The 21,660-nt window shown below is 70.4% G+C and carries 21 protein-coding genes; 10 read left to right on the forward strand and 11 right to left on the reverse strand.

Going from position 1 to position 21,660, the window contains the following annotated elements; genetic code table 11:
• Positions 1 to 556: 556 nt before the first annotated feature.
• A complete protein-coding gene (locus tag OHA19_RS14925; protein WP_405716282.1) occupies positions 557 to 1,516 on the reverse strand; it encodes a hydrogen peroxide-inducible genes activator in 960 nt (319 codons plus the stop codon).
• A gap of 131 nt (positions 1,517 to 1,647) precedes the next feature.
• Here OHA19_RS14925 and OHA19_RS14930 point away from each other — a divergent pair, with 131 nt between their 5' ends.
• Positions 1,648 to 2,202, forward strand: coding sequence for a peroxiredoxin (locus OHA19_RS14930; RefSeq protein ID WP_148020473.1), 555 nt, complete (start codon positions 1,648 to 1,650; stop codon positions 2,200 to 2,202).
• A gap of 12 nt (positions 2,203 to 2,214) precedes the next feature.
• The gene (locus OHA19_RS14935; protein ID WP_072483998.1) at positions 2,215 to 2,748 is read left to right on the forward strand and encodes an alkyl hydroperoxide reductase; all 534 of its coding nucleotides are present in this window, start codon (positions 2,215 to 2,217) and stop codon (positions 2,746 to 2,748) included.
• A gap of 82 nt (positions 2,749 to 2,830) precedes the next feature.
• Here OHA19_RS14935 and OHA19_RS14940 read toward each other — a convergent pair whose 3' ends face one another.
• The 4 genes from OHA19_RS14940 to OHA19_RS14955 form a co-directional block, all read right to left on the reverse strand.
• Positions 2,831 to 4,282 carry an AI-2E family transporter gene (locus OHA19_RS14940; RefSeq protein ID WP_405716281.1) on the reverse strand — a complete coding sequence of 484 codons (1,452 nt, stop codon included), beginning with the start codon at positions 4,280 to 4,282 and terminating at the stop codon, positions 2,831 to 2,833.
• 143 nt (positions 4,283 to 4,425) lie between these two features.
• On the reverse strand, positions 4,426 to 5,130 hold the full coding sequence (locus OHA19_RS14945) for a transglycosylase SLT domain-containing protein (RefSeq protein WP_376424645.1): 705 nt from the start codon (positions 5,128 to 5,130) through the stop codon (positions 4,426 to 4,428).
• Between the two features lie 390 nt (positions 5,131 to 5,520).
• Positions 5,521 to 6,843, reverse strand: a complete 1,323-nt coding sequence (locus OHA19_RS14950) for a PhoH family protein (RefSeq protein ID WP_405716280.1) — start codon at positions 6,841 to 6,843, stop codon at positions 5,521 to 5,523.
• 450 nt (positions 6,844 to 7,293) lie between these two features.
• Complete coding sequence (locus OHA19_RS14955; protein WP_405716279.1) at positions 7,294 to 8,055, reverse strand: isoprenyl transferase; 762 nt, start codon at positions 8,053 to 8,055, stop codon at positions 7,294 to 7,296.
• A 200-nt stretch (positions 8,056 to 8,255) separates the two neighbouring features.
• Here OHA19_RS14955 and mgrA point away from each other — a divergent pair, with 200 nt between their 5' ends.
• Positions 8,256 to 9,296 (forward strand): L-glyceraldehyde 3-phosphate reductase, encoded by a 1,041-nt coding sequence (gene mgrA, locus OHA19_RS14960; protein WP_405716278.1) that lies wholly within the window; start codon positions 8,256 to 8,258, stop codon positions 9,294 to 9,296.
• Positions 9,297 to 9,500: 204 nt separating this feature from the next.
• On the opposite strand, the gene OHA19_RS14965 is transcribed toward mgrA, so the two are convergent.
• On the reverse strand, positions 9,501 to 10,040 hold the full coding sequence (locus OHA19_RS14965) for a hypothetical protein (RefSeq protein WP_405716277.1): 540 nt from the start codon (positions 10,038 to 10,040) through the stop codon (positions 9,501 to 9,503).
• A 51-nt stretch (positions 10,041 to 10,091) separates the two neighbouring features.
• Here OHA19_RS14965 and OHA19_RS14970 point away from each other — a divergent pair, with 51 nt between their 5' ends.
• Entirely contained in the window at positions 10,092 to 11,243 is a 1,152-nt protein-coding gene (locus OHA19_RS14970) for a winged helix DNA-binding domain-containing protein (protein WP_405716276.1), read from the forward strand.
• Between the two features lie 167 nt (positions 11,244 to 11,410).
• On the opposite strand, the gene OHA19_RS14975 is transcribed toward OHA19_RS14970, so the two are convergent.
• The 3 genes from OHA19_RS14975 to OHA19_RS14985 form a co-directional block, all read right to left on the reverse strand.
• On the reverse strand, positions 11,411 to 11,869 hold the full coding sequence (locus OHA19_RS14975) for a hypothetical protein (protein WP_405716275.1): 459 nt from the start codon (positions 11,867 to 11,869) through the stop codon (positions 11,411 to 11,413).
• 68 nt (positions 11,870 to 11,937) lie between these two features.
• The gene (locus OHA19_RS14980; RefSeq protein WP_405716274.1) at positions 11,938 to 12,747 is read right to left on the reverse strand and encodes a class I SAM-dependent methyltransferase; all 810 of its coding nucleotides are present in this window, start codon (positions 12,745 to 12,747) and stop codon (positions 11,938 to 11,940) included.
• Positions 12,748 to 12,815: 68 nt separating this feature from the next.
• The gene (locus OHA19_RS14985) at positions 12,816 to 13,622 is read right to left on the reverse strand and encodes a prepilin peptidase (RefSeq protein WP_405716273.1); all 807 of its coding nucleotides are present in this window, start codon (positions 13,620 to 13,622) and stop codon (positions 12,816 to 12,818) included.
• 109 nt (positions 13,623 to 13,731) lie between these two features.
• On the opposite strand from OHA19_RS14985, the gene OHA19_RS14990 reads away from it, so the two are divergent.
• On the forward strand, positions 13,732 to 14,121 hold the full coding sequence (locus tag OHA19_RS14990; protein ID WP_405716272.1) for a DUF192 domain-containing protein: 390 nt from the start codon (positions 13,732 to 13,734) through the stop codon (positions 14,119 to 14,121).
• An 80-nt stretch (positions 14,122 to 14,201) separates the two neighbouring features.
• Here the strand turns inward: OHA19_RS14990 and OHA19_RS14995 are convergent, their stop codons facing one another.
• Positions 14,202 to 14,786 carry a helix-turn-helix domain-containing protein gene (locus OHA19_RS14995; RefSeq protein ID WP_405716271.1) on the reverse strand — a complete coding sequence of 195 codons (585 nt, stop codon included), beginning with the start codon at positions 14,784 to 14,786 and terminating at the stop codon, positions 14,202 to 14,204.
• A 228-nt stretch (positions 14,787 to 15,014) separates the two neighbouring features.
• Here OHA19_RS14995 and OHA19_RS15000 point away from each other — a divergent pair, with 228 nt between their 5' ends.
• From OHA19_RS15000 to OHA19_RS15020, 5 genes are all read left to right on the forward strand, one after another.
• Complete coding sequence (locus OHA19_RS15000) at positions 15,015 to 16,163, forward strand: Zn-dependent alcohol dehydrogenase (RefSeq protein WP_405716270.1); 1,149 nt, start codon at positions 15,015 to 15,017, stop codon at positions 16,161 to 16,163.
• Complete coding sequence (locus OHA19_RS15005; RefSeq protein ID WP_405750459.1) at positions 16,160 to 17,590, forward strand: APC family permease; 1,431 nt, start codon at positions 16,160 to 16,162, stop codon at positions 17,588 to 17,590. Before OHA19_RS15000 ends, OHA19_RS15005 begins: the two co-directional genes overlap by 4 nt.
• A 197-nt stretch (positions 17,591 to 17,787) precedes the next feature.
• Positions 17,788 to 19,788 (forward strand): hypothetical protein, encoded by a 2,001-nt coding sequence (locus OHA19_RS15010; protein ID WP_405750462.1) that lies wholly within the window; start codon positions 17,788 to 17,790, stop codon positions 19,786 to 19,788.
• Positions 19,789 to 19,832: 44 nt separating this feature from the next.
• Positions 19,833 to 20,417 (forward strand): hypothetical protein, encoded by a 585-nt coding sequence (locus OHA19_RS15015; protein ID WP_405750465.1) that lies wholly within the window; start codon positions 19,833 to 19,835, stop codon positions 20,415 to 20,417.
• A gap of 20 nt (positions 20,418 to 20,437) precedes the next feature.
• Positions 20,438 to 20,887 (forward strand): DUF3592 domain-containing protein, encoded by a 450-nt coding sequence (locus tag OHA19_RS15020; protein ID WP_405750468.1) that lies wholly within the window; start codon positions 20,438 to 20,440, stop codon positions 20,885 to 20,887.
• 31 nt (positions 20,888 to 20,918) lie between these two features.
• Here the strand turns inward: OHA19_RS15020 and OHA19_RS15025 are convergent, their stop codons facing one another.
• Entirely contained in the window at positions 20,919 to 21,647 is a 729-nt protein-coding gene (locus OHA19_RS15025) for an Imm52 family immunity protein (protein ID WP_405716265.1), read from the reverse strand.
• Positions 21,648 to 21,660: the final 13 nt, after the last annotated feature.

The raw sequence follows: 21,660 nt of genomic DNA on the forward strand, positions 1-21,660 counted from the left end.
CCATGAGTCCGTCGCGCTCATTTGAGGTTGCAGTCGCAGATCTTAGTGTTCAGTACGTTAAGTGACGTACAGTCACTCAAATTTCAGAGGTTTTGTATAGGTAAATTGGCTTGAAGTATTGCCGATTACGGACCATCCGGGGCGATCACCATGGCTTCCGAGGTCTCCCGGCACTGTGCCGCTACTCACAGGGGCGTACCCTCTGCTCGGGCTCAATCGACCCTCGGCCGGCCACCCGGGCGGAAGACCTTCACCTACATCTCAAACAGGCCTCGTTGAAGCGACAGGCCTCGTTGAGTCGCTGCCTCGCCCTCCACCGAAAGCCGGAGACAGCGAGGGCGCTTCAACAGGTACGCGTTCTCGCGGGCGCGTACTCGCAGGCTCGGTGTCCTCGTCAGGGGCAGTGGGCGTCGACGGCGCTCACCATCGAAAGCGGGGCAACGGATTCAAGCGACGTCTCGCGCGGACCGGTCGGAGACCACCATGTACGGAGTGACGAGCCGCGAGGACACGGTCCATTCAGAGGCGGCACCCCGCGCCTGACTCGCCCCAAGGGCTAAGGCCCTTCCGCCACCCGTACCGGCAGCCCCCGCATCGCCTCCCGCAGCGCCGCCGCGAACTCCTCGAACTCCTCGTGCCGCGCCGCCCCGGTCCGCATCCCCAGCGCCACCCGCCTGGACGGCGCTGGCTCCGCGAAGTACCCGGTGGCCAGAGCCTCGTTGCGGCCCGTCTCGACCGTCACCGCGGTGCGCGGCAGCAGCGTCACGCCGAGCCCGCCGGCCACCAGCTGGACCAGCGTGGAGAGCCCGGCCGCGGTCGTGGTGACCGGCGCCCCCTGGGTGCGTCCCGCCTCCCGGCAGATGTCCAGGGCCTGGTCGCGCAGGCAGTGCCCCTCGTCGAGCAGCAGCAGCGGCAGCTCGCGCAGCGCCTCGCGCGGAATGTCGGCGCGCCCGCCCAGCCAGTGGTCCTGCTCCATCACCAGGACGAAGTCCTCGTCGAAGAGCGGGAGTTCGGTGACGCCCGGCACCCCGAGCGGAACGGCGAGCAGCAGCAGATCGAGCCTTCCCGCGGCCAGCCCCTCCAGCAGCGAGGAGGTCTGCTCCTCGTGCACCTGGAGGTCGAGCTCCGGGTAGCGCTCATGGACCAGCCGCAGCACCGTCGGCAGCAGGTACGGGGCGACGGTGGGGATCACCCCGAGCCTGAGCACCCCGGTGAACGGCGCCCGGACCGCCTCGGCCTCCTCCATCAGCTCACCGACGGCCTCCAGCACCGCCCGGGCCCGCACCGCGAGCCGCTCCCCGGCCGGCGACAGCAAAACCTTTCGCGTCGTACGCTCGATGAGCTGGACACCCAGTGCCTCCTCCAGCGCCGACACGGCCCCGGACAGCGCCGGCTGACTCATCCCGATTGCTGCCGCGGCGTCCCTGAAGTGCAGATATTCCGCGACGGCCACGAAGGCGCGAAGCTGCGACAGGCTGAGTTGTTTGGGTCGACTGCCCTGATTGTTCTGAGCCACTGATAGGCACCTCCGATCACCAAGGACAAGTGTAGCTATTTCCGTGATCAATGCACTCTGTGCCAAGGTGGATCCCGTCCAACCCTCAGGAAATCCCCCAAAAGGGAATTCCAACGCTGCAAGGAGAGCGCGTGCTCACTGTCGGTGACAAGTTCCCCGAGTTCGACCTGACTGCTTGTGTCTCGCTGGAGAGCGGCAAGGAGTTCGAGCAGATCAACCACAAGACCTACGAGGGTCAGTGGAAGGTCATTTTCGCGTGGCCCAAGGACTTCACTTTCGTCTGCCCCACCGAGATCGCCGCCTTCGGCAAGCTGAACGAAGAGTTCGCCGACCGTGACGCCCAGATCCTCGGCTTCTCCGGTGACTCCGAGTTCGTGCACCACGCCTGGCGCAAGGACCACCCGGACCTGACCGACCTGCCGTTCCCGATGCTGGCCGACTCGAAGCACGAGCTCATGCGTGACCTCGGCATCGAGGGCGAGGACGGCTTCGCCCAGCGCGCCGTCTTCATCGTCGACCAGAACAACGAGATCCAGTTCACGATGGTGACCGCCGGTTCCGTGGGCCGTAACCCCAAGGAGGTCCTGCGGGTCCTGGACGCCCTGCAGACCGACGAGCTGTGCCCGTGCAACTGGACCAAGGGCGAGAACACCCTCGACCCGGTCGCGCTCCTCTCGGGCGAGTGAGCTGACAGCGACATGGCACTCGACGAACTGAAGGCCGCCGTCCCGGACTTCGCCAAGGACCTGAAGCTGAACCTCGGCTCGGTCATCGGCAACAGCGAGCTCCCGCAGCAGCAGCTGTGGGGCACCGTCCTCGCCTGCGCGATCGCCTCGCGCTCGCCGAAGGTGCTGCGCGAGCTGGAGCCGGAGGCGAAGGCCAACCTCTCCGCGGAGGCGTACACCGCCGCGAAGTCGGCCGCCGCCATCATGGCGATGAACAACGTCTTCTACCGGACCCGGCACCTGCTGTCGGACCCCGAGTACGGGACGCTCCGTGCGGGTCTGCGGATGAACGTCATCGGCAAGCCCGGCGTGGAGAAGATCGACTTCGAGCTGTGGTCGCTCGCCGTCTCCGCGATCAACGGCTGCGGCCAGTGCCTGGACTCCCACGAGCAGGTGCTGCGCAAGGCCGGCGTGGATCGTGAGACCATTCAGGAAGCCGTCAAGATCGCCTCGGTGATCCAGGCGGTCGGCGTGACCCTCGATGCCGAGGCCGTGCTCGCCGAGTAGGACCAGCAGTACCCCCTGTACGAGAAGGGCCTCGTGGACGACCGACCGTCCCCGGGGCCCTTCTCCCTTTCTGCCCGTGGCCCTAAGAGCTGCCCTTCGTACCGCCGCCGTCCTCGCCGTCGGCCTGGTCGGTGTCCTCGGGCGGTGATCCCGGCGCGGGGGTCGGAGCGACGTCGACCGCGGTCGCCCCGCGCGGGGACGGCGCGTATCTCAGGGCCTGTTCCTGCCCGTACGTCCGCAGATAGCCGACCACCGTGTTGGTGACCGCGACCAGCGGCACCGCGACGACCGCACCGCCGATTCCGGCGATCATGCCGCCCGCGGCGACCGAGAGAACCACGGCGAGCGGATGCACCCGTACCGCGCGTCCCAGGATGAACGGCTGGAGCACATGGCCCTCGATCTGCTGCACGGCGAGCACCACGGCCAGCACCATCAGGGCGGTGAACACGCCTTGGGTGACCAGCGCGACGACCACCGCCAGCGCCCCGGAGATCACGGCACCGACCAGCGGGATGAAGGCGAAGAGGAAGATGAAGACGGCCAGCGGCACCGCCATCGGCACATCGAGGAAGAAGATCCCGAGCCCGATGAAGATCGCGTCGATCAGCGCCACTATGACGGTCCCCCGCACATAGGCGGTCAGCGTCCGCCAGGCGCGCGGCCCGGCGCCCGCGACCCCCGGCCGGGCCTGGGCCGGTACCAGCTTCAGCAACCAGTGCCAGATGCGCCTTCCGTCGTACAGCAGGAAGAGCGTCGAGAACATCGCCAGCAGTATCCCGGTGAGGACCTCCACCATCACGGTGACGCCCTGCAGCCCGGCGGAGGTGATCTGCTCGGTGTTGGTGCCGATGGTGTCGCTGAGGTTCTTCGCGATGTCGTTGATCTGTTGCTCGGTGACATGGAAGGGGCTGTCGAGCAGCCAGTGCTTCAACTCCTCGATACCGTCCCGCACCTTGTCGGAGAGGGTGTCGATGTTGTCCATGACCTGCCAGACCACGAACCAGCCGACCAGGCCCATGATGACGAAGCCCAGGATCGCCGTGACCGCGGTGGCCAGGCCGCGCGGCAGCCCGTAACCGCGCAGCCGGGCGACGGTCGGCTGGAGCATCGCGGTGACGAGCAGCGCGGCGACGAACGCCAGCACCACCAGCTGCACGGCGCTGATGACCCGCATCAGCACCCAGAGGGTGCCCGCCAGGACGAGCAGCCGCCAGCCCGCCTCGGCCGCCACGCGCATCCCCCAGGGGATCGCCGCGACCGGATCGGGCCGGGCGGCGACGGAAGGGGCGTACGAGGGCGGCGGCGGCACACGTTCGGCCGCGGCACCGCGCCGGTCGTCCGCGTCCCGCACCGCTGAGGCCGGAACGTCCACGGCGGGCACGGCGGAGGCGGTCACGTCCCCGGCGGACCCCGGCACCTCGGTCCGCCCGGCCCCCTGGCCCGCGGCCTCGTCCCTGCGCCGCTCCAACCGGTCGCCCAGCTCGGTCAGTTCGGCGCCCAGCCGGCCGAGCCAGCCCGGAAGTTTCGACATGATCGTTTCTCTTCCCCCGTCTTCTCTCCCCACCGCTCCCCCACTGGACGGTTCGGACCGACCGTACACGTGCGAAGCCCCCCACCGTAGGACGGTGGGGGGCTTCGCACGAGAGGAACGCGAACCTCGGGAGGTTCCGGGTTCTAGTACCAGTGGTTGGCCTGCCAGAACGACCAGGCACCGCACGGGCTGCCGTAGCGGCTGTCCATGTAGTTGAGGCCCCACTTGATCTGGGTGGCCGGGTTGGTCTGCCAGTCGGCACCGGCGGACGCCATCTTGGAACCGGGCAGCGCCTGGACGAGGCCGTAGGCGCCGGAAGACGGGTTGCTCGCCCGGTAGTTCCAGGTCGACTCGTGGTTCACGATGTTGCTGAAGCACTGGAACTGGTCGCCAGGAACCATCTGACGGGCCATCGCCTGGACCTCGGCGACGGTGTACGAGCTCTGCGTGGCGAAGGCGGAGGCGCTGCGGACCGAGGAGCGGCTGGCGCGCTCGGCGCGGTCCTTCTTCTCCTGGCGCTCCTTCTCCAGCCTGTCCTCGGCCGCCGCCTTCTTCGACTTGGCGTCCTTGGCAGCCTGGATGCGGGCCGCTTCCTCCACGGACTTCTTCGCGGCGGCGTCGGCCGCGGAGGCCTGGGCGTCGGCCTGCTGTGTCAGCGAGGCGGTCTGCACCTGGGCCTGCTGGCCCGCGGGGATGTCTGCGAGCAGCGTGGTGTCGGCTGCGGTCGCCTCGAAGTTGTTGTCGTCGACAGCAGGGGTGCTGCCCGATGCAACGCCTACGACGGCGCCAACGGTGGTTACGGCAGTGGCGGATGCCACGGCGAACCCCCGGACCGAGATCCGGCTCACACGGTGTCCTTCCAGCATCGCCCGCTTAGGTGACCTCGCGGACGCAATCGTGCCCCTGGCGCTGGCCTCCCTACTGCCTGGGTCACGGGAGGCACGGGCCCGGTGGGCGACTTCCCAGAGGAAGCGCCGCGTGGTGCTCGCGGGCGGCATACGGACGGCGTTTGTTGAGTTGTGTGGTGCGTGGCACCTCTGGAGGTGCGGGTGTGCCGTATGCGGGGCCTGACGGAAGCAAGACTTTGCCGGAACGGCACACCGGGAAGCAATTCTCTGTTGCGTGTGAAAGCTCACACCTCGTTTGGAGCAAGTGATTTACGGAAATGACGCCGCAGCACGGTGCCGCCCGGCTAAACTCCTTCGCCCGCCAGGCGGCACCAACTGTCATATCCCGTATCAGATCTGGCCTTCCTCCAGCATTTCGGTCACCAGTGCGGCGATCTGCGAACGCTCGGAGCGGGTGAGGGTGACATGCGCGAAGAGCGGATGCCCCTTCAGCTTCTCCACCACGGCGACGACTCCGTCGTACCGGCCGACCCTGAGGTTGTCCCGCTGGGCCACGTCATGCGTGAGCACCACCCGGGAATTCGCCCCGATCCGGGACAACACGGTCAGCAGTACGTTCCGTTCGAGCGACTGCGCCTCGTCGACGATCACGAAGGCGTCGTGGAGCGAGCGGCCCCGGATGTGGGTGAGCGGCAGGATCTCCAGCATCCCGCGCCCCAGCACCTCCTCGATGACCTCGCGCCCCGCCACCGCCGAGAGCGTGTCGAAGACGGCCTGCGCCCAGGGGCTCATCTTCTCGGCCTCGGTGCCGGGGAGATAGCCCAGTTCCTGCCCGCCGACCGCGTACAGCGGGCGGAAGACCATCACCTTCTGGTGCTGTCTGCGCTCCAGGACGGCTTCGAGACCGGCGCAGAGCGCCAGCGCCGACTTTCCGGTGCCGGCCCGGCCGCCCAGCGACACGATGCCGACGTCCTGGTCGAGGAGGAGATCGAGGGCGATGCGCTGTTCGGCGCTGCGGCCGTGGATGCCGAAGGCCTCCCGGTCGCCGCGGACCAGGCGCACATTGCCCTCGGCGGTGACCCGGCCGAGCGCCTTGCCGCGCTCGGACTGGAGGACCAGTCCGGTGTGCACGGGCAGTTCGGCGGCCTCGGGTACGTAGAGCGTCTCCTCCCCGTAGAGCAGGTCGACCTGCTCGCCGGAGAGCGGTACCTCCGACATGCCGGTCCAGCCGGAGTCGGTGATGGCGAGTTCGGCGCGGTACTCCTCGGCGAGGAGGCCGACCGAGGACGCCTTGATGCGCAGGGGCAGGTCCTTGGAGACGACGGTGACGTCGTACCCCTCGGCCTGGAGGTTGCGCGCGACCGCGAGGATCCGTGAGTCGTTGTCCCCCAACCGATAGCCGGCTGGCAGTACGCCGGGGTCGGAATGGTTGAGTTCGACGCGCAGCGTCCCGCCCAGATCCCCGAGCGGGATCGGGGCGTCCAGCCGGCCGTAGCGGACCCGGAAGTCGTCCAGCAGGCGCAGGGCCTGCCGGGCGAAGTAGCCGAGTTCCGGATGGTGCCGTTTGGCCTCCAGTTCCGTGACCACGACGATCGGGAGCACCACTTCGTGCTCGTCGAACCGGGCCATGGCGTTGGGATCGGCCAGCAGGACGCTGGTGTCGAGAACATAGGTGCGCCTGTCGGGCATGCGGCGCTTTGTGCTGGTCACCACGGAAGGACGTACCCCCTCGGACGAGGTTGGGGTGCGACGGCGTCGCGGAGCATCCCAATGGGAGAGGACGGACCGGGTTCGGGCCCCGAAGCACGGGCCGGGTACCGGCCCTCCGCGTCGGCCACGTTGGTCGTGCGGTCCTTCGTGTGCAAAGGGCCTCCCGGGCGAGCGGACTCCATGCCGCTCACTTGGACACGACGTCCGCCTGGTTTTTGACCGGACGTCGACCTGTCAGGGGTATTCCCTCGAACACGCGAAGCCATGCCGCCCCGAGGCGGGCGGGTGAGCTGGGATTTGTGCTCCGGGGCACGTGGGTTCGGGCCCGCCACCGCGCGGTTCCGTCCTCAAGCGCCGGACGGGCTGGAAATGCCGGTGCGGACCGGAGATGCCGGCACGGGCTGGAGATGCCGGACAGGCTGGAGATGCCAGGGGGCTGGAGATGCCGGAGGGTCAGCCGCCGTAGCGGCGGCCCCGGGCGGCGTAGTCGCGTAGTGCGCGGAGGAAGTCGACCTTGCGGAAGGCCGGCCAGAAGACCTCGCAGAAGTAGTACTCGGAGTGCGCGGTCTGCCAGAGCATGAAGCCGGACAGCCGCTGCTCGCCGCTGGTGCGGATGACCAGGTCCGGGTCGGGCTGGCCCCGGGTGTAGAGGTGCTCGGAGATCATGTCGGTGGAGACGATCTCCGCCAGGTCCTCGAACGAGGTCCCCTTGGCGGAGTGGTCCAGCAGCAGTGAGCGGACCGCGTCGGCGATCTCCTGGCGCCCGCCGTAGCCGACGGCGACGTTGACCAGTATTCCGTCGACACCGACCGTGGCCTGCTCGGCCTCCTTGAGCACCGTCTGGGTGTGGGCGGGCAGCAGGTCGAGCGTGCCGACGTGGTGGACCCGCCAGCGGCCGTCGGCCGCGAGGTCGCGCACGGTGTTCTCGATGATCCCGAGGAGCGGCTTCAGCTCGGACTCGGGCCGGTCGAAGTTGTCCGTGGAGAGCAGCCAGAGCGTGACGACTTCCACATCCGTCTCGCTGCACCAGCCGAGAAGTTCCTTGATCTTGTCCGCGCCGGCCTGGTGCCCCTGCGCGGCCGTGCCGCCGGACGCCTTCGCCCAGCGCCGGTTCCCGTCGAGGATGACACCGATGTGCTTGGGCACCTGGGTGTGGTCGAGGCGGGCCTCCACCCGGCGCGCGTAGAGCCCGTACACCAGGTCGCGCAAGTTCACTGAGTTCACCTCTCGGTTCCGTGCGGGCCCACCCGCCCCTCTGCCCGGGGTCCGGGGTCGTCCCCCTGGGGATCGCCGCACAGGTCCACAGAGTCCGTCGCCCCGCCGTGCCGTAGCAGTCCCCGAAGCCGCCACATTACTGCGCGGGCGGCGTACTGGCCCAACCCGGCCTGTCACAAGTCCGTGATAAGGAGAGAAACGTGACTGATTCTCCTCTCCACTACCGGGCCGCCGGTTCGCGCTACGACTCGATGGAGTACCGCCGCACCGGCCGCAGCGGTCTCAAGCTTCCCGCCGTCTCCCTCGGCCTCTGGCACAACTTCGGCGACGACCGCACGCTGGGCTCCCAGCGGGCGATCCTGCGCCGCGCCTTCGACCTCGGTGTGACCCACTTCGATCTGGCCAACAACTACGGACCGCCGCCCGGCTCCGCCGAGCTCAACTTCGGCAAGCTGTTCCACCAGGACTTCGCCCCGTACCGGGACGAGCTGATCATCTCCACCAAGGCCGGTTACGACATGCACCCCGGCCCGTACGGCGAATGGGGTTCCCGCAAGTACCTGCTGTCGTCGCTCGACGCCTCGCTGAAGCGGATGGGGCTGGATTACGTCGACATCTTCTACTCCCACCGCTTCGACCCGGAGACCCCGCTGGAGGAGACGATGGGGGCACTGGCCTCCGCCGTCCAGCAGGGCAAGGCGCTGTACGTGGGGGTGTCCTCGTACAACGCGGAGCAGACCGCCGAGGCGGCCGGGCTGCTGCGGGAGATGGGCGTACCGGCGCTGATCCACCAGCCGTCGTACTCGATGATCAACCGCTGGATCGAGGACGACGACCTGCTCGACACCCTGGAGACGGCCGGCATGGGCTGTATCTCCTTCGTGCCGCTCGCCCAGGGCCTGCTCACCGGCAAGTACCTGGCGGGCATCCCGGAGGGCTCCCGCGCCACCCAGGGCAAGTCCCTGGATCCCGGTCTGCTCTCGGAGGAGGTGGTGCGCCGGCTGAACGGGCTGAACGACATCGCCCGCCGACGCGGTCAGTCGCTCGCCCAGCTGGCGCTCTCCTGGGTGCTGCGCGACAGCCGGATGACGTCCGCGCTGATCGGCGCGTCGAGCGTGCAGCAGCTGGAGGAGAACGTCGCGGCGCTCGCCGCACAACCGTTGTCCGCCGAGGAGCTGAAGGAGATCGACGCCTTCGCCGTGGACACCGCGGGCACCAACATCTGGGCCGGACGGGGCTGACGGGGCGGGTGGTCCCGCGGGGCCGGTACGAGCCCGGCGCCGCGCGCCCGACAAAAAACGGGCCGGTCCGTGGGGGGGGATACGGACCGGCCCGAGGGGGGGTTTCCACCATAACCCTTCGTAAGTGATGGTGGGCGCCACGCCACTCCACAATCACTCTCCGGATTCACCGGACTCCGTTGCGCGCATCACCGGGTTGACGTCTCAGTGCCCGCCGACCGGCTTCACACAACCGGTTCCTTCGAGGTATTTGCCGTGCGCCTCGGCCGTGACCAGGCCGTTGACCATGCCGTCCAGCGCGCCTTCGACGCAGATGGTGCCGAGGTCGAGCACGAAGGTGTTGCGGTGCGGGCCGAAGGTGCCGGTGGTGATGGCTCCGGAGCTGTAGCCCAGACCGGTGAGGGCCGCCCGGATCCGGGGCTCGGTGGTCCTGCGGCCCTCCGCGATCCCGGCCAGGCCGGCCTTGACCTTCTCCACCTCGGCATCGCCCCGGGTCCGGTCGGCCGGCGACAGCTCGGCGGTGGACTGGAAGGCGTGGTTCTCCCGGTACTTCGAGGCGTCGCTGCCGTCGACCGGGTCTGCGTGGGGTGAGGCCCCCTCGGAGGGCGAGCCGCCGCTCGCGCCGGGGCCCTCGGCAGCCGCCCCGGATCCCGCACGCTCGGTGCCGCAGCCGGCGAGAGCGGAGAAGAGGGCGAGCGCCGCCGCTGCGGCGAGTATCCGGGCCGTACGTCTCGAAGAGGTCATGGGCCGAGTGTGGGACAGGACCTGACCTGATGGGCCGATAGTTTCACCGTCATGACAAGCCGAACCGCAAATGTGACCTGGACCGCCGCGAACGCTCGCCGGACGGCACGCCAGGGGCTCGCGTCCCCCGGCCGTCTCGCTCCCGCCGAGGTCGTCGCTGCGCTGCCGGCCGCGCACGCCCAGGTGCTCTCGGCCGCCGAGCTCTCCGTCGGGCTGCGGACCACGGACGTGACCCGTACCGATGTGCGCGCCGCGCTGTGGAAGGACCGCGCGCTGGTCAAGACATTCGGGCCGCGTGGCACCGTGCATCTGCTGCCGATGGCCGAACTCCCGATGTGGACCGGCGCGTTGTCCGCACTGCCGACCGGGCGGAACTCGCTTTCCAAGGATGCCCGGATGACATCGGAGCAGACCGCGACGGTGCTCGCCGCGATCGAGGACGCGCTGACCGGGGCCGAGCTGACCGGCGACGAGCTGTCCGATGCGGTGGTGGAGCGGGCCGGGGCGTGGGCGGGGGACCCGGTGATGCCCGCGTTCCAGGGCATGTGGCCGCGCTGGCGGCAGGTGATGCATCTGGCGGGTCACCGCGGGGTGCTGTGCTTCGCGCCGGACCGCGGCCGCAAGGTCACCTACACCCGCCCCGGCGTCGTACCGCTCGATGGGCCCGAGGCGCTCGCCGGTCTCGTGCGCCGCTATCTGCACGCGTACGGGCCCGCGACACCCGCGCACTTCGCGAAGTGGCTCGCGGTGCCTTCCGGTTGGGCCGGGGAGCTGTTCGCGGGGACGGCCGCGCGCGGGGAGATCGAGCAGGTGACATACGAGGGCGGCCCGGCCTGGGTGGTGGCGGGCGACACCGACTTCTCGGCGGAGCCGCCGCGCGGAGTGCGGCTGCTGCCCTACTTCGACGCCTTCCTCATCGCGTCCCAGCCGCGCGAGCTGCTCTTCCCGGGTGCGGCGTACACCCGTGCGCTGGCGGGCGGCCAGGCGGGGAACTTCCCCGTGCTGCTGGTCGACGGCACGGCCGCCGGGGTGTGGCACCAGCGGCGTTCGGGCCGCCGGATCGCGGTGACCGTCGAACCGCTGGCGCCGCTGACGGCCCGGCAGCTTCGGGAACTTGAGGCGGAGGTGGCACGTGTGGGGGCGGTGCTGGAGGGGAACGCGGAGCTGACGGTGGGCCAGGTGACGGTGGGGGCACACGCGTAGGGCGGGTGCGGGGCGGGTGCTCAGGTGACGGTGGGGGCACACACGCAGGGGCGGGTGCGGGGCGGGTGCTCAGGTGACGGCGGGGGCACACACGCAGGGGCGGGTGCGGGGCGGGTGCTCAGGTGACGGTGGGGGCACACACGCAGGGGCGGGTGCGGGGCGGGTGCTCAGGTGGTGGCCGGTGCGCCGCGGTGGCCCCGGGTGAAGCGGATCGCCATGGCGTCTCCGCCGATGACCACGAAACTGCCGCCCTCGCAGCGGATGACGGCCTCGCGCACCTGGCCGTTCTCGTCCCCGCGTTCCTCGGTGCGGGTGACCGTCCAGCCGCCGTCGGGCGGTTCCGGCAGGTTCGACATGATGGCGAACTCCCACTGCCCCGACGGTACACACCAGTCGGGCAGCCGTGGCCAGGCACCGGGACCGACGCGCAGGGTCCAATCGGATGCGCAGGTCAGTAGCACCGACTGGCCGTCGGCCAGCAGGAATTCGACGGCTTCGGGCTCCCCCAGCCGTCCTTCCGGGCGGTAGAAGACACCGACCACCGCGATGATCCGCGCGCCCCTGAGCCAGTCGGCCCTCCCCTGCCGCGGGACCCGCGGTGCTTCTTCTTCGTTCCCCACCGTCATGGCCAAGTCCTTCCCCAGGCGCTCACCGTCAAGGGTCGCATCCCCGGGCCGCGAGTGGCGGGAGCTGCTCAGGGCCGGGACCTGTCGGGTTTGCGGGCCTCGATCAGGAATCGGGTGGTGTGGGCGACGAACGGCCCCTCGGTCTCGATCCGGTGGTGCAGTTCCGCCAGGCGCGGCCGGTACTCCTCGACGGTGAACCCCGGCACCATCCAGATCACCTTGCGCAGGAAGTAGACGACGGCACCGATGTCGAGGAACTCGGTGCGCAGTCTCTCCGCCCGCAGACCGACGACCTCCAGCCCGGCCGCCTCGGCGTCCGCGCGCGCCTGCTCGGGATCGCGGGCGCCGCGCACCTCGGGTGGCTGCGGGCCGAGGAAGTACTCGACGAGCTCGAAGACGCTGGCCGGGCCGACCTGTTGCGAGAAGTACGTGCCGCCGGGGGTGAGCACCCGTGCGATCTCCGCCCACCAGGTGGTCACCGGATGCCGGCTGACCACCAGGTCGAAGGCGTTGTCGCCGAACGGCAGCGGCGGCTCGTCCCGGTCGGCGACCACGGCCGCGCCGAGCGGGTGCAGGAGGGCGGTGGCGCGGGCGATGTTCGGCGGCCAGGACTCGGTGGCGACCGTGAGCGGCGGCAGCTTCGGCGCGGAGGCGAGGACCTCGCCGCCGCCGGTCTGGATGTCGAGCGCGGCCCTGGCCCGCCCCATCCGGTCCGCCATGGCGCGGGCATAGCCCCAGGAGGGGCGCTGTTCGCTGGCCCGGCCGTCGAGCCAGGAGAAGTCCCAGCCGTCGACGGAGACGGTGGCCGCCTCCTGGACGAGGGTTTCGAACCGGGCGTGCTCTGTTTCGGCTGCCGCTTCTTCGGGGGTTCCGGACATGCCCGGATGGTGTCAGCCGGGCGCCGGGCGGCGCGACTCGAATACGGCGGGCCGGACGTCCGCCGGGGTCAGGCGGCCAGGGCGCCGAGCAGCAGGCCCAGCAGCGCGCCCGTGATCATGAACGGGCCGAACGGTATGCCGGTCTTGCGTCCGGCCCGCTTGAGGACCATCAGCCCGAACCCGTACGCCGCGCCGAGCAGGAACCCGGCGAAGCCTCCCGCGAACACCACGGCCCAGCCGTACCAGCCGAGGACCATGCCCAGCGACAGGGCGAGCTTGACGTCCCCGAAGCCCATTCCGTTCGGGTTGATGAGGAACAGCAGGAAGTAGAAGCCTCCGAGCGCGGCACCGCCGAGCAGGGCGGACGGCCAGGATCCGGCGTGCTCGGGGAGGAGTGCGGCGGCGCCCAGGAGTACGGCGACGGCCCCTGCGGCGGGCAGCGTCAGCCGGTCGGGCAGCCGGTGGACGCGGCGGTCGATGGTCGCCAGGAGTACGGCGACGGGTGCCATCAGCAGCCAGACGGCCAGTTCGGGGCGGAGTCCGGTGGCCGCCGCGAGGACGGCGCAGGCGAGCGCGGTGACGACGGGGACGAGGACGCCGGGGGCGTAACGCGTGACGGGCCGGGGGCGGTCCGGCCCGTCGCCCCGGTCGCCCGGCTCGTCGCCCGCGGTGGCGGGTACCGGCACCGCCGCGCACTGCGCGCACCGGGTGGAGCCGAGCCAGCCGCGGGCGGCCCCGGTCAGGGCGTGTCCCTCGGGGCAGGCGTCTCGCCAGGGGTCCTCCGGTTCGACGGAGAACCGGTAGGCGGCGCGCGGGACCAGCAGTCCGGCCGCTGCGCCCCAGAGTGCGGCGAGCACTGTCAGCATGGCGTCCACGGAGCCGAGCCTAGGCGGGTGCCGGGCGCGCGGCATGGGTCCTGGGGCCCACTGCGCACCGTTCCGGACCCAGGGGCTCTCGCAGCGGCCGTCACGTGGCGCTACCTTCATGGCCATGTCTCAATGGCGCAATGGCAAGGGCACGTTGACGGTCACCGACGCGGAGGGCGGGCAGGGGGAGGAGATACCGCTGCGGATCGCGGCTTCCTACCGGGCCCGGAGTCGCGGGCTGCTGGGGCAGGACGGGATCGACGGCGCCCTGCTGATCACCCCGTGCGGGAGTGTGCACAGCTTCCGGATGCGGTTCACCATCGATGTGGCGTACCTGGACCGGAAGTTCAAGGTCGTGGCGGTCCACACGATGAAGCCCGGCCGGCTGGGAATGCCCCGGCTGCGGGCCCGGCATGTGGTCGAGGCGGAGGCCGGGGCCATGGCGAAGTGGGGGATCCGGCCGGGGGTCCGGGTGGCGATCGTCCAGAGCGGGACCGACCGGAAGTGAGCGGCCGCCGCCCTGCGGCGCACCGCGTCTGACGCGGTGCGCCGGCCCACCGGGGATCACGGGGCAGCCCTTGGGCGAAGCTACGGCCGGAGCTTCGTACGGGAGAGCGGCAGGGCGGGGGCGATCGACCAGAGGACCTCGGCCTCCTCCTCGCCGGGGTTGTCCCAGGCGTGCGCGGCCCGTGCCGAGAACGTAGTCGAGTCGCCGGCCTCCAGGAGCCTGGGCTCGCCGTCCACGCTCAGCCGCAGCGTGCCGCGGACCAGGTAGGCGAAGACCGTCTCGGCCTCCAGGCTGTACGCGCCGCCGGAGCCGCCGCCGGGCCGCAGGATCGTGCGCATGACCTGGACGTGCCGCTCCTCTGCGGGCGTCAGGAGGAACTCCTCGATGCCGTGGCCGCCCATCTCCAGCTTGGCGCCCACGCCGCCCCTGACGACGTCCTGGTCCGGATAGTCGAAGAGCGTGGCGATGCCGGTGCCCAGGGCTTCGCAGATGCGGATCAGCGTCGGGACGGAGACCGAGGTCTTGCCGCGCTCGGCGAGGCTGACGAACCCCTTGGTCACTCCCGCCGCTTCCGCGACCTGGGCGAGTGTCAGGCCCTGCGCCAGGCGGAGCTCACGCAGCCTCGGGCCGATCGTGGACATGTGACTGTCAGGGGCTTCGGACATGGCGGACACGCTACCTGTCGGGGACGTCACAGCCGGTGGCCGGGTGAAGGCGCAGGTCACAAGGGTTGCCGAAAGGGTCTTTACCCATCGAGTTTAGTGCTGTAAAACTTGACGAAAGTTTAATGGCGCTAAACAAGGCGTCCCTGCGGACCGCTGTGCCGTCCGCCTGCCGAGCACCGGCCGTGCCGCGCTCCCCCGCCCCTTCCGCACCACCCGAGGAGTAAGCCGATGAGCTCCCCGTCCTTCCAAGAGAGCACCGCGCGCACCGTGCGCGGCGTCGTCTTCCGCTCCCCGGGCCAGGAGGTGGCCGTCACCGACGTCACCCTGGACCCGCCCGGCCCCGGTGAGGTCGAGGTCGCCGTGACGGCGGCCGGCGTCTGCCACTCCGACCTCCATGTCCTGCGCGGCGAGTGGGACCACCCCACCCCGGTCGTGATGGGACACGAGGGCTCCGGCGTGGTCACCGCGCTCGGCGCGGGCGTCACCGGGCTGGAGATCGGCGATCACGTCGTGCTCTCCTGGGTCCCGTCCTGCGGCACCTGCCGCTTCTGCCTCGCCGGACGCCCCGCCGCGTGCAGCCTGGTCGCCGAGGTCGTGGCGCCCGGCGGGGTGCTGTACGACGGCACCAGCCGGCTCTCGGTCGACGGCGAGCGGGCCCACCACTACTTGGGCGTCTCCTCGTTCGCCGAGCGCGTCGTGGTCCCCGCCTCCGGCGCGATCAAGGTCCGCGAGGACGCGCCGCTGGACGTCATCGCCCTGGTCGGCTGCGCCATCGCCACCGGTGTCGGCGCGGTCCGCAACACGGCGGGCGTCGAGGCCGGGGCCACCGTCGCCGTCATCGGCTGCGGCGGCGTGGGCCTGTCCTGCGTACAGGGCGCCCGGCTGGCGAAGGCCGGCCGCATCGTCGCCGTGGACGTCGTCCCCCAGAAGCTGGAGCTGGCCCGCAGGCTCGGCGCGACGGACGCGGTCGACGCCCGCGACGGCGATGTCGTCGAGGCGCTGCGCACCCTGGTCCCGGAGGGCCTGGACTACGTGTTCGACGCCATCGGCAAGATCGAGACCACGGAGCAGTCCATCGCGGCGCTCGGCCAGGGCGGCGCCGCCGTCATCGTCGGCCTCCCGCCGGCCGGCCGCACCGCACGCTTCGACCCGCTGGCGCTCGCCGAGGCCGACCAGCGCATCCTCGGCTCCAACTACGGCTCGGTCGACGCCGCCCGGGACATCCCGGCACTGGTGGACCTCGTGGTGTCGGGCGAGCTCGACGTGGAATCGATGATCTCGGCACGGCGCCCGCTGGACGAGGCGGGCGACGCACTGGCCGACCTCGCCGCCGGCCACGCCCTGCGCCAGCTGCTGATGATGGAGGACCGGACATGAGCACCGCCGGACAGCAGTCCACCGCCGAGAAGCCGGCCGACGGCCTGGCCCATCGCTCCGTCTCCACGTTCGAGGTCGGCGCGCAGAGCGTCGCCAACGTCGCGCCCAGCGCCGTCATCGCCTTCGCCCCCGCCAGCATGGCGGCGTCCGCGGGCAACGGCGCCTGGTTCTCCTTCTTCCTGGCCATGGCCGCCGTCCTCGCCATCGCGTACTGCATCTGCGTCTTCGCCCGCAGGCGCGCCGGGGTCGGTTCGCTGTACGCCTTCTCCCGGCTCTCGCTCGGGGCGCCCGGCTCCTTCGTGACCGGCTGGGCGCTGCTCATCGGGGCGGTGTGCATCGGTTCGGGCTCGCTCGCCGGTGCCGGTTACTACACGGCGCGCGCCCTCGACCAGATCGGCATCGGGCTCTTCACCGGCATCCCCGGCCAGATCCTGCTCGATGTGCTGCTGGCCGCCGTCGCGATCCGGCTGACCATCGCCAGTGTGCGGACCGCGGCACGGGTCGCCTCCGTGCTGGAGGTCGTGTCGATCGTCCTGATCGTCGTAGTGCTGGTCCCGGCCTTCTTCAAGAGCGGGAACATCATCGACACCGAGCAGCTGAGCCTCAGCGGCTCCACTCTCGACGGTGTCGTCTTCGCCGTGGTGCTGGGTGTGCTCGGCTTCGTCGGGTTCGAGGGCGCCGCGTCGCTGGGCGCCGAGGCCACCGACCCTTACAAGGCGATCCCCCGCTCGGTGATGGGCAGTGCGGTGCTGGCCGGTGTGCTGTACATGTTCGCCACCTACGCGCAGGTCGCCGGGTTCGGCGGGGCGGACGCCCTGGCGAAGAGCACCGACCCGATGGACGAACTGGCGGAGCTGTCCGGTCTCGGCTTCCTCAAGTTCTTCCTGCACGCGGGCTTCGCGGCCTCGTTCGTGGCCGTGGTGATGGCCTGCATCACCGTCGCCGCCCGGCTGCTGTTCGGCATGGCGAAGGAGGGTGTGATGCCGGCCCGGCTCGGTGTGGCCCACCCCCGCCACCGGACCCCGTCCGCGGCCATCTGGGCCGTCGCCCCGTTCGTCGCCCTGCCCGCGGTGCTCGTGGTCGGCGCCGGGACCGAACCGCTGAACGCGACGACATACATCGACACCGTCGGCGTCTTCGGCTACATGCTCAGCTACACCCTGGTGTGTCTGGCCGCGCCGCTGTTCGTGCGCCGGATCGGGGCCCGCGGTCTGCTGCTCACCTGGGGCCTGGGGCTGATCGGCGCCGCCGCGATGGTCTACGTCTTCTACCGCAATCTGTGGCCCGCCCCGGCCTGGCCGCTGAACGTGCTGCTGTACGTGTTCGTCGGCGCGCTGGTCCTCGGCATCGTCGGCTTCGCCGTCCTGCGGGTCCGCAGACCGGAGGTCGCCGAGCGGGCGGGAACGTTCGCGGACGACCTGGACTGACCCGGCCGTACCTCTCTCCCCTCCCCCGGTGCCCCGTCCCTCCGCTCCTCGCGGCGGGGCGGGGCACCGGCCGCGTTGGGCCCGACTTTGGGGCCAAGGGCCCAGGTCACCCGGCTCGTACACCCGTACGCTCACGTCGACCCGAATGCGGAACTGCGGGCACAGGCATGGCAAGTGGGCGTCGGAGAGGAAGAACCGTGACTGGTGGCGGGGGCTGGGGAAGCGGAAGCGCGGGCCACATACCGCCGGGGAGCGGGGGTGGCGGATCCGGCGCGAGCGGCGGGGTGTTCTTCGCACTGACCCGTAGCTGGGCCGCCGGCGCGCTGGTCTACATCGCCGCCGGCTATCTGGTCTCGCGGGGACTCGTCGAGCTGCTGGCCACCGACGAGCGGCTTGCCGGCTTCGGCTGGCGCCTGGCCCTGATCCACGTACCCGCCGTCATCACGACCGTTCTCACGGTCCTGGCGTCCGCCCGCGTCCTGCCCGAGGAGTACCGCGAGTCCCGGCTACTGACCCTCGCCGCCTCCCTCACCGTCCCGCTGGCCGCGCTCGTCTACGGACTGGCCGTGTCCTGGCATCTCGTGGACGTCGAGGGCACGTTGATGCCGCTCGTCTCACTGGCGACCGGCGCGGCGGCGGGCCTGGCCGTGGACCGGCTCCTGGACGACCGCGCGGACCGGCCGGAGCCCGCCCCGTACCGGCCGTACTCCTGGCGGGACGGCGGTGCCACCGCCATGGAGTACCTCGGGGTGGTCGTCCTCGTCGTGACGCTGATCGGCGCGATGTCCATGGCGGGCGTCGGCGGCCGGATCGGCGAGCGCATCCGCTGCGCGATCAGCTCCATGGGCGGCGGCGGTGGCGGCTGTTCCACCGGCGGCGGGGAAACCACCGCGAAGCCGAAGACGGACGCCGACTACGAGCCCAAGATGTGCCAGGTCTCCAGCATCTCCGACACCGTCGGCGACAAGGTCAAGATCGGCTGGTTCGAGTGGGGCAACGAGTACGGCTTCCAGCAGAAGGTCAGCCAGGCCAAGACCGATGTGAACGAGGACGGCAAGGTCGACGAGAACGACAAGCTGGTCTACATGACGTTCACGGACGCCGCCTCGGCCGGCGCCACCGCCAGCACCCCCGGCGTCAAGCTCGGCAAGCTGGGCAAGGCGGATGTGGACGTCGGCGGCGGCATCAAGATCACCAACGGTGACACCTGGGTCTTCAAGAGCGAGGAGGAGGCCCAGAAGATGCGTGACGACATCGAAGAAATGAAGATGTGGGAGACCTCCACGAAGTACAGCGGCGGCTACGGCGGCGGCTGGTACTCCGGGATGAAGTGGGCCGACAAGAAGAAGGACGTCGAGAGCAAGATCGGCGACAAGAAGATCTCGTACTCGACCATCGGTCTCAACGCGTACGCGGACGGCGGCCTCTCCATCAGCGCGGGCGACGAGTCCAAGCTGGGCGCGAAGCTCGGCGGCAAGGCCAAATTCTCCCCCGAGGTGACCATCACCAAGGACGACGTCAACGGCAACGAGTCGTACACGTACACCGCCAAGCTGGAGCTGGAGGGCAAGGTCAGCGGTTCGGCCGGTCCGCTGGGCGGCGCGGCGTCCGCGAAGGACAACCGGACCGGGGCGGTCACCGTCACCCGCGACCAGAAGACCGGCAAGATCGTCCGGATCGACATGACCCAGACCGTCGAGAACGGCTCGACGTCCAACAAGGGCGACATCAGCGGTGACAACGGCGAGAAGGGCAAGGACAAGCGGGGCGGCAAGGTCAGCGGCTCCGACTCCTCCGGCGAGACCGGCATCGAGGTCCTGACCAACTCGATCGTCTTCGGCAAGGACACCGACAAGGCCACCGAGGACAAGCGGGCCATCGCCGAGCAGTGGCTGGACGGCTCCGGCAACAACACCGCCCCGTTCGAGTACATGTTCGGCGATCATTCGCTGGAGCAGCAGCCCACCGGGACCGACCCCTTCGACCAGCTGATGTACCAGGACGGCCTGTCGAGCAAGATGAACTACAACGGTCAGACGGATGCCCAGGAGTTCGGCTTCGAGGTCTCGCTCGGCATGAGTCTGGGGTTCTCCATCTCCGACGAGCACAAGAAGGAGACACTGACGGACGCGGAGTTCCTCGGTGCTCCGCAGGGCGACAAGCGCTCGTACCTTCCGTACAGCTACTGCGCGAAGTAGTGGTACGGAAAGACCGACCGGGCACGACGAAGAGGCGATAGGCGATGACGACGACCAAGAAGACGTACCGGACCATCGGCGCGACCGCGGCCGCCGCCATCGGCCTCGCCCTGCTCACCGGCTGCGGCGGGGAGAGCGCCGCGCTCCCGCAGGGCTGGGACAAGCTCGACACCAAGAGCCTCTCCGTCGGCTACCCCGGGGACAAGGGCTACAAGGAGCAGCCCGCGGCCGGCCGCGCCGAGTCCAACGCGGCCGTCGCGCTGAAGGAGGAGGGCGGGCTGCGCACCGGAATGGTCTCCGTGCAGCTCGACTTCGCCACCGGCGTGGACGACGCCGACGAGGCGGCGTCCGCGGCGGGCGCGGGCATCGGGCTCGGGGCGACCCGCAAGGCGACCGAGGATGTGCGGCTCGCGGGTGCGGAGAGCGCCCGTGAGGCGCGCCGGATCGACTACGAGTTCACGTCGAGCGGCGAGGACCGGACGCCGGCGCAGGGCACCCGGATGACGGGGGTCGTGGTGGCGGGCGTCGATTCGAAGGATGTGCCGTTCGCGGTCCGGATCAACGCGGTGAAGGGTTCGCTGAGCCCGAAGGACCTCGACGCGTTCGTCGATTCGATCACGGTCAAGTAGCGGACCGGGAGCGCTCGTTCATGCAGATCCTGCCCGGTGGCACGGCCACGTTCCTGCTGCTGCTCGGCCTGTTCCTCGGCGCGTTCGCGGTCCGGTCCGCGCTGCGGCTGAGCCGGGTGCTGCGGCTGGTGCGGCACGGCGAACGCGCCGAGGGCCGGTGCTCGGACCGCCGGACGGCCGACCGGGGGCCGGGCTCGGAGCGTGGTCACGCCACCGAGTACGTCTTCGCGTTCCGCACCCGTGACGGCCGCGACATCGAGTTCACCGACCACGCCCCGGGCCCGTTCGGCTTCGAGGTCGGGGCGCCGGTCCGGGTCAGTTACGACCCGGCCGACCCGGCGGGGAACGCCACGGTGGCCGGGTCTGGGGCGTGGGGTCCGGTGCTGATGCCCGCGGTGTTCACGCTCGCGCTCGGGGCGTTCGCGGTGGGGCTGCTGCTGGGGTTCGCGGCGATGCGGGGATGGCTCTGAGGGGCGCGCCCGCTCCCGGGCGGCGCGGGTCTCAGAACGTGTCCCGGTCGAACGGCGCCGGGAGCTTCTCCAGCGCCCCGGCCGCCCGCAGTCGCGTGTTCGCCTCGATGACCGTCTCGACGGACGGGGACTCCGTACCGCCACGGGTGAGGTCGATGACCAGTCCGCCGTGCGCGGTGCGGACGTACGTTCCGGGCAGGTCATCGGGGGCGAGGGCGGCTCGGCCGGCGGAGAGGAAGACCGCCCGGCCGCAGCGGGGGTCGGAGTTCTCCAGCTCGAACCGTTCCGCCACCGCCCGGTACTGGGGCCTGTCGTACACCTGCCCGGCGTCGAACTCCCAGTGCTCCGCGAGGAGGCGCAGGATCTCCGGAGCGCGCCGGATCACCTCCGCCGTCTCGTCCACCTCGCGCGAGCGGAAGGCGAGCGATACGGAGTTCACCGCGTACTGCGAGGTGCTGCCCGCGTGAATCGCCATGGACACGTGCGCCGCTGCGGGGTTCCGCGCCCACAGCGACGTCGTGTAGCCCACCACGTCGAGGTCGGGGCCCGTGTTCCTCCGCTCGATGTACTCCGCCAGTGCGGGGGCCGAGGGCTCCAGCACGGGATCGGACGGGAGGTCGTCACCGGCCTCGTGCCATACGTCGAACGTCGGGCCGTCGATGTCCTTGAGCGCGGCGAGCGTGCCGGCCCAGCGTTCGGCGACGGCCGGTACGGATTCCCCGCGAAGGCCCCAGAAGCCGTTGACCACGACGTTCAGCACGACACGTTCTCCT

This window comes from Streptomyces sp. NBC_00012 (genome assembly GCF_045040875.1).
Lineage (GTDB): Bacteria > Actinomycetota > Actinomycetes > Streptomycetales > Streptomycetaceae > Streptomyces.

Coding starts and splice junctions, on each gene's coding strand:
- OHA19_RS14970 (WP_405716276.1), top strand. CDS start 10,092: ATGACAAGCCGAACCGCAAATGTGACCTGGACCGCCGCGAACGCTCGC.
- OHA19_RS14995 (WP_405716271.1), bottom strand. CDS start 14,786: ATGTCCGAAGCCCCTGACAGTCACATGTCCACGATCGGCCCGAGGCTG.
- OHA19_RS15000 (WP_405716270.1), top strand. CDS start 15,015: ATGAGCTCCCCGTCCTTCCAAGAGAGCACCGCGCGCACCGTGCGCGGC.
- OHA19_RS15015 (WP_405750465.1), top strand. CDS start 19,833: ATGACGACGACCAAGAAGACGTACCGGACCATCGGCGCGACCGCGGCC.
- OHA19_RS14940 (WP_405716281.1), bottom strand. CDS start 4,282: ATGTCGAAACTTCCGGGCTGGCTCGGCCGGCTGGGCGCCGAACTGACC.
- OHA19_RS15005 (WP_405750459.1), top strand. CDS start 16,160: ATGAGCACCGCCGGACAGCAGTCCACCGCCGAGAAGCCGGCCGACGGC.
- OHA19_RS15020 (WP_405750468.1), top strand. CDS start 20,438: ATGCAGATCCTGCCCGGTGGCACGGCCACGTTCCTGCTGCTGCTCGGC.
- OHA19_RS14935 (WP_072483998.1), top strand. CDS start 2,215: ATGGCACTCGACGAACTGAAGGCCGCCGTCCCGGACTTCGCCAAGGAC.
- OHA19_RS14990 (WP_405716272.1), top strand. CDS start 13,732: ATGGCCATGTCTCAATGGCGCAATGGCAAGGGCACGTTGACGGTCACC.
- OHA19_RS14975 (WP_405716275.1), bottom strand. CDS start 11,869: ATGACGGTGGGGAACGAAGAAGAAGCACCGCGGGTCCCGCGGCAGGGG.
- OHA19_RS14965 (WP_405716277.1), bottom strand. CDS start 10,040: ATGACCTCTTCGAGACGTACGGCCCGGATACTCGCCGCAGCGGCGGCG.
- OHA19_RS14980 (WP_405716274.1), bottom strand. CDS start 12,747: ATGTCCGGAACCCCCGAAGAAGCGGCAGCCGAAACAGAGCACGCCCGG.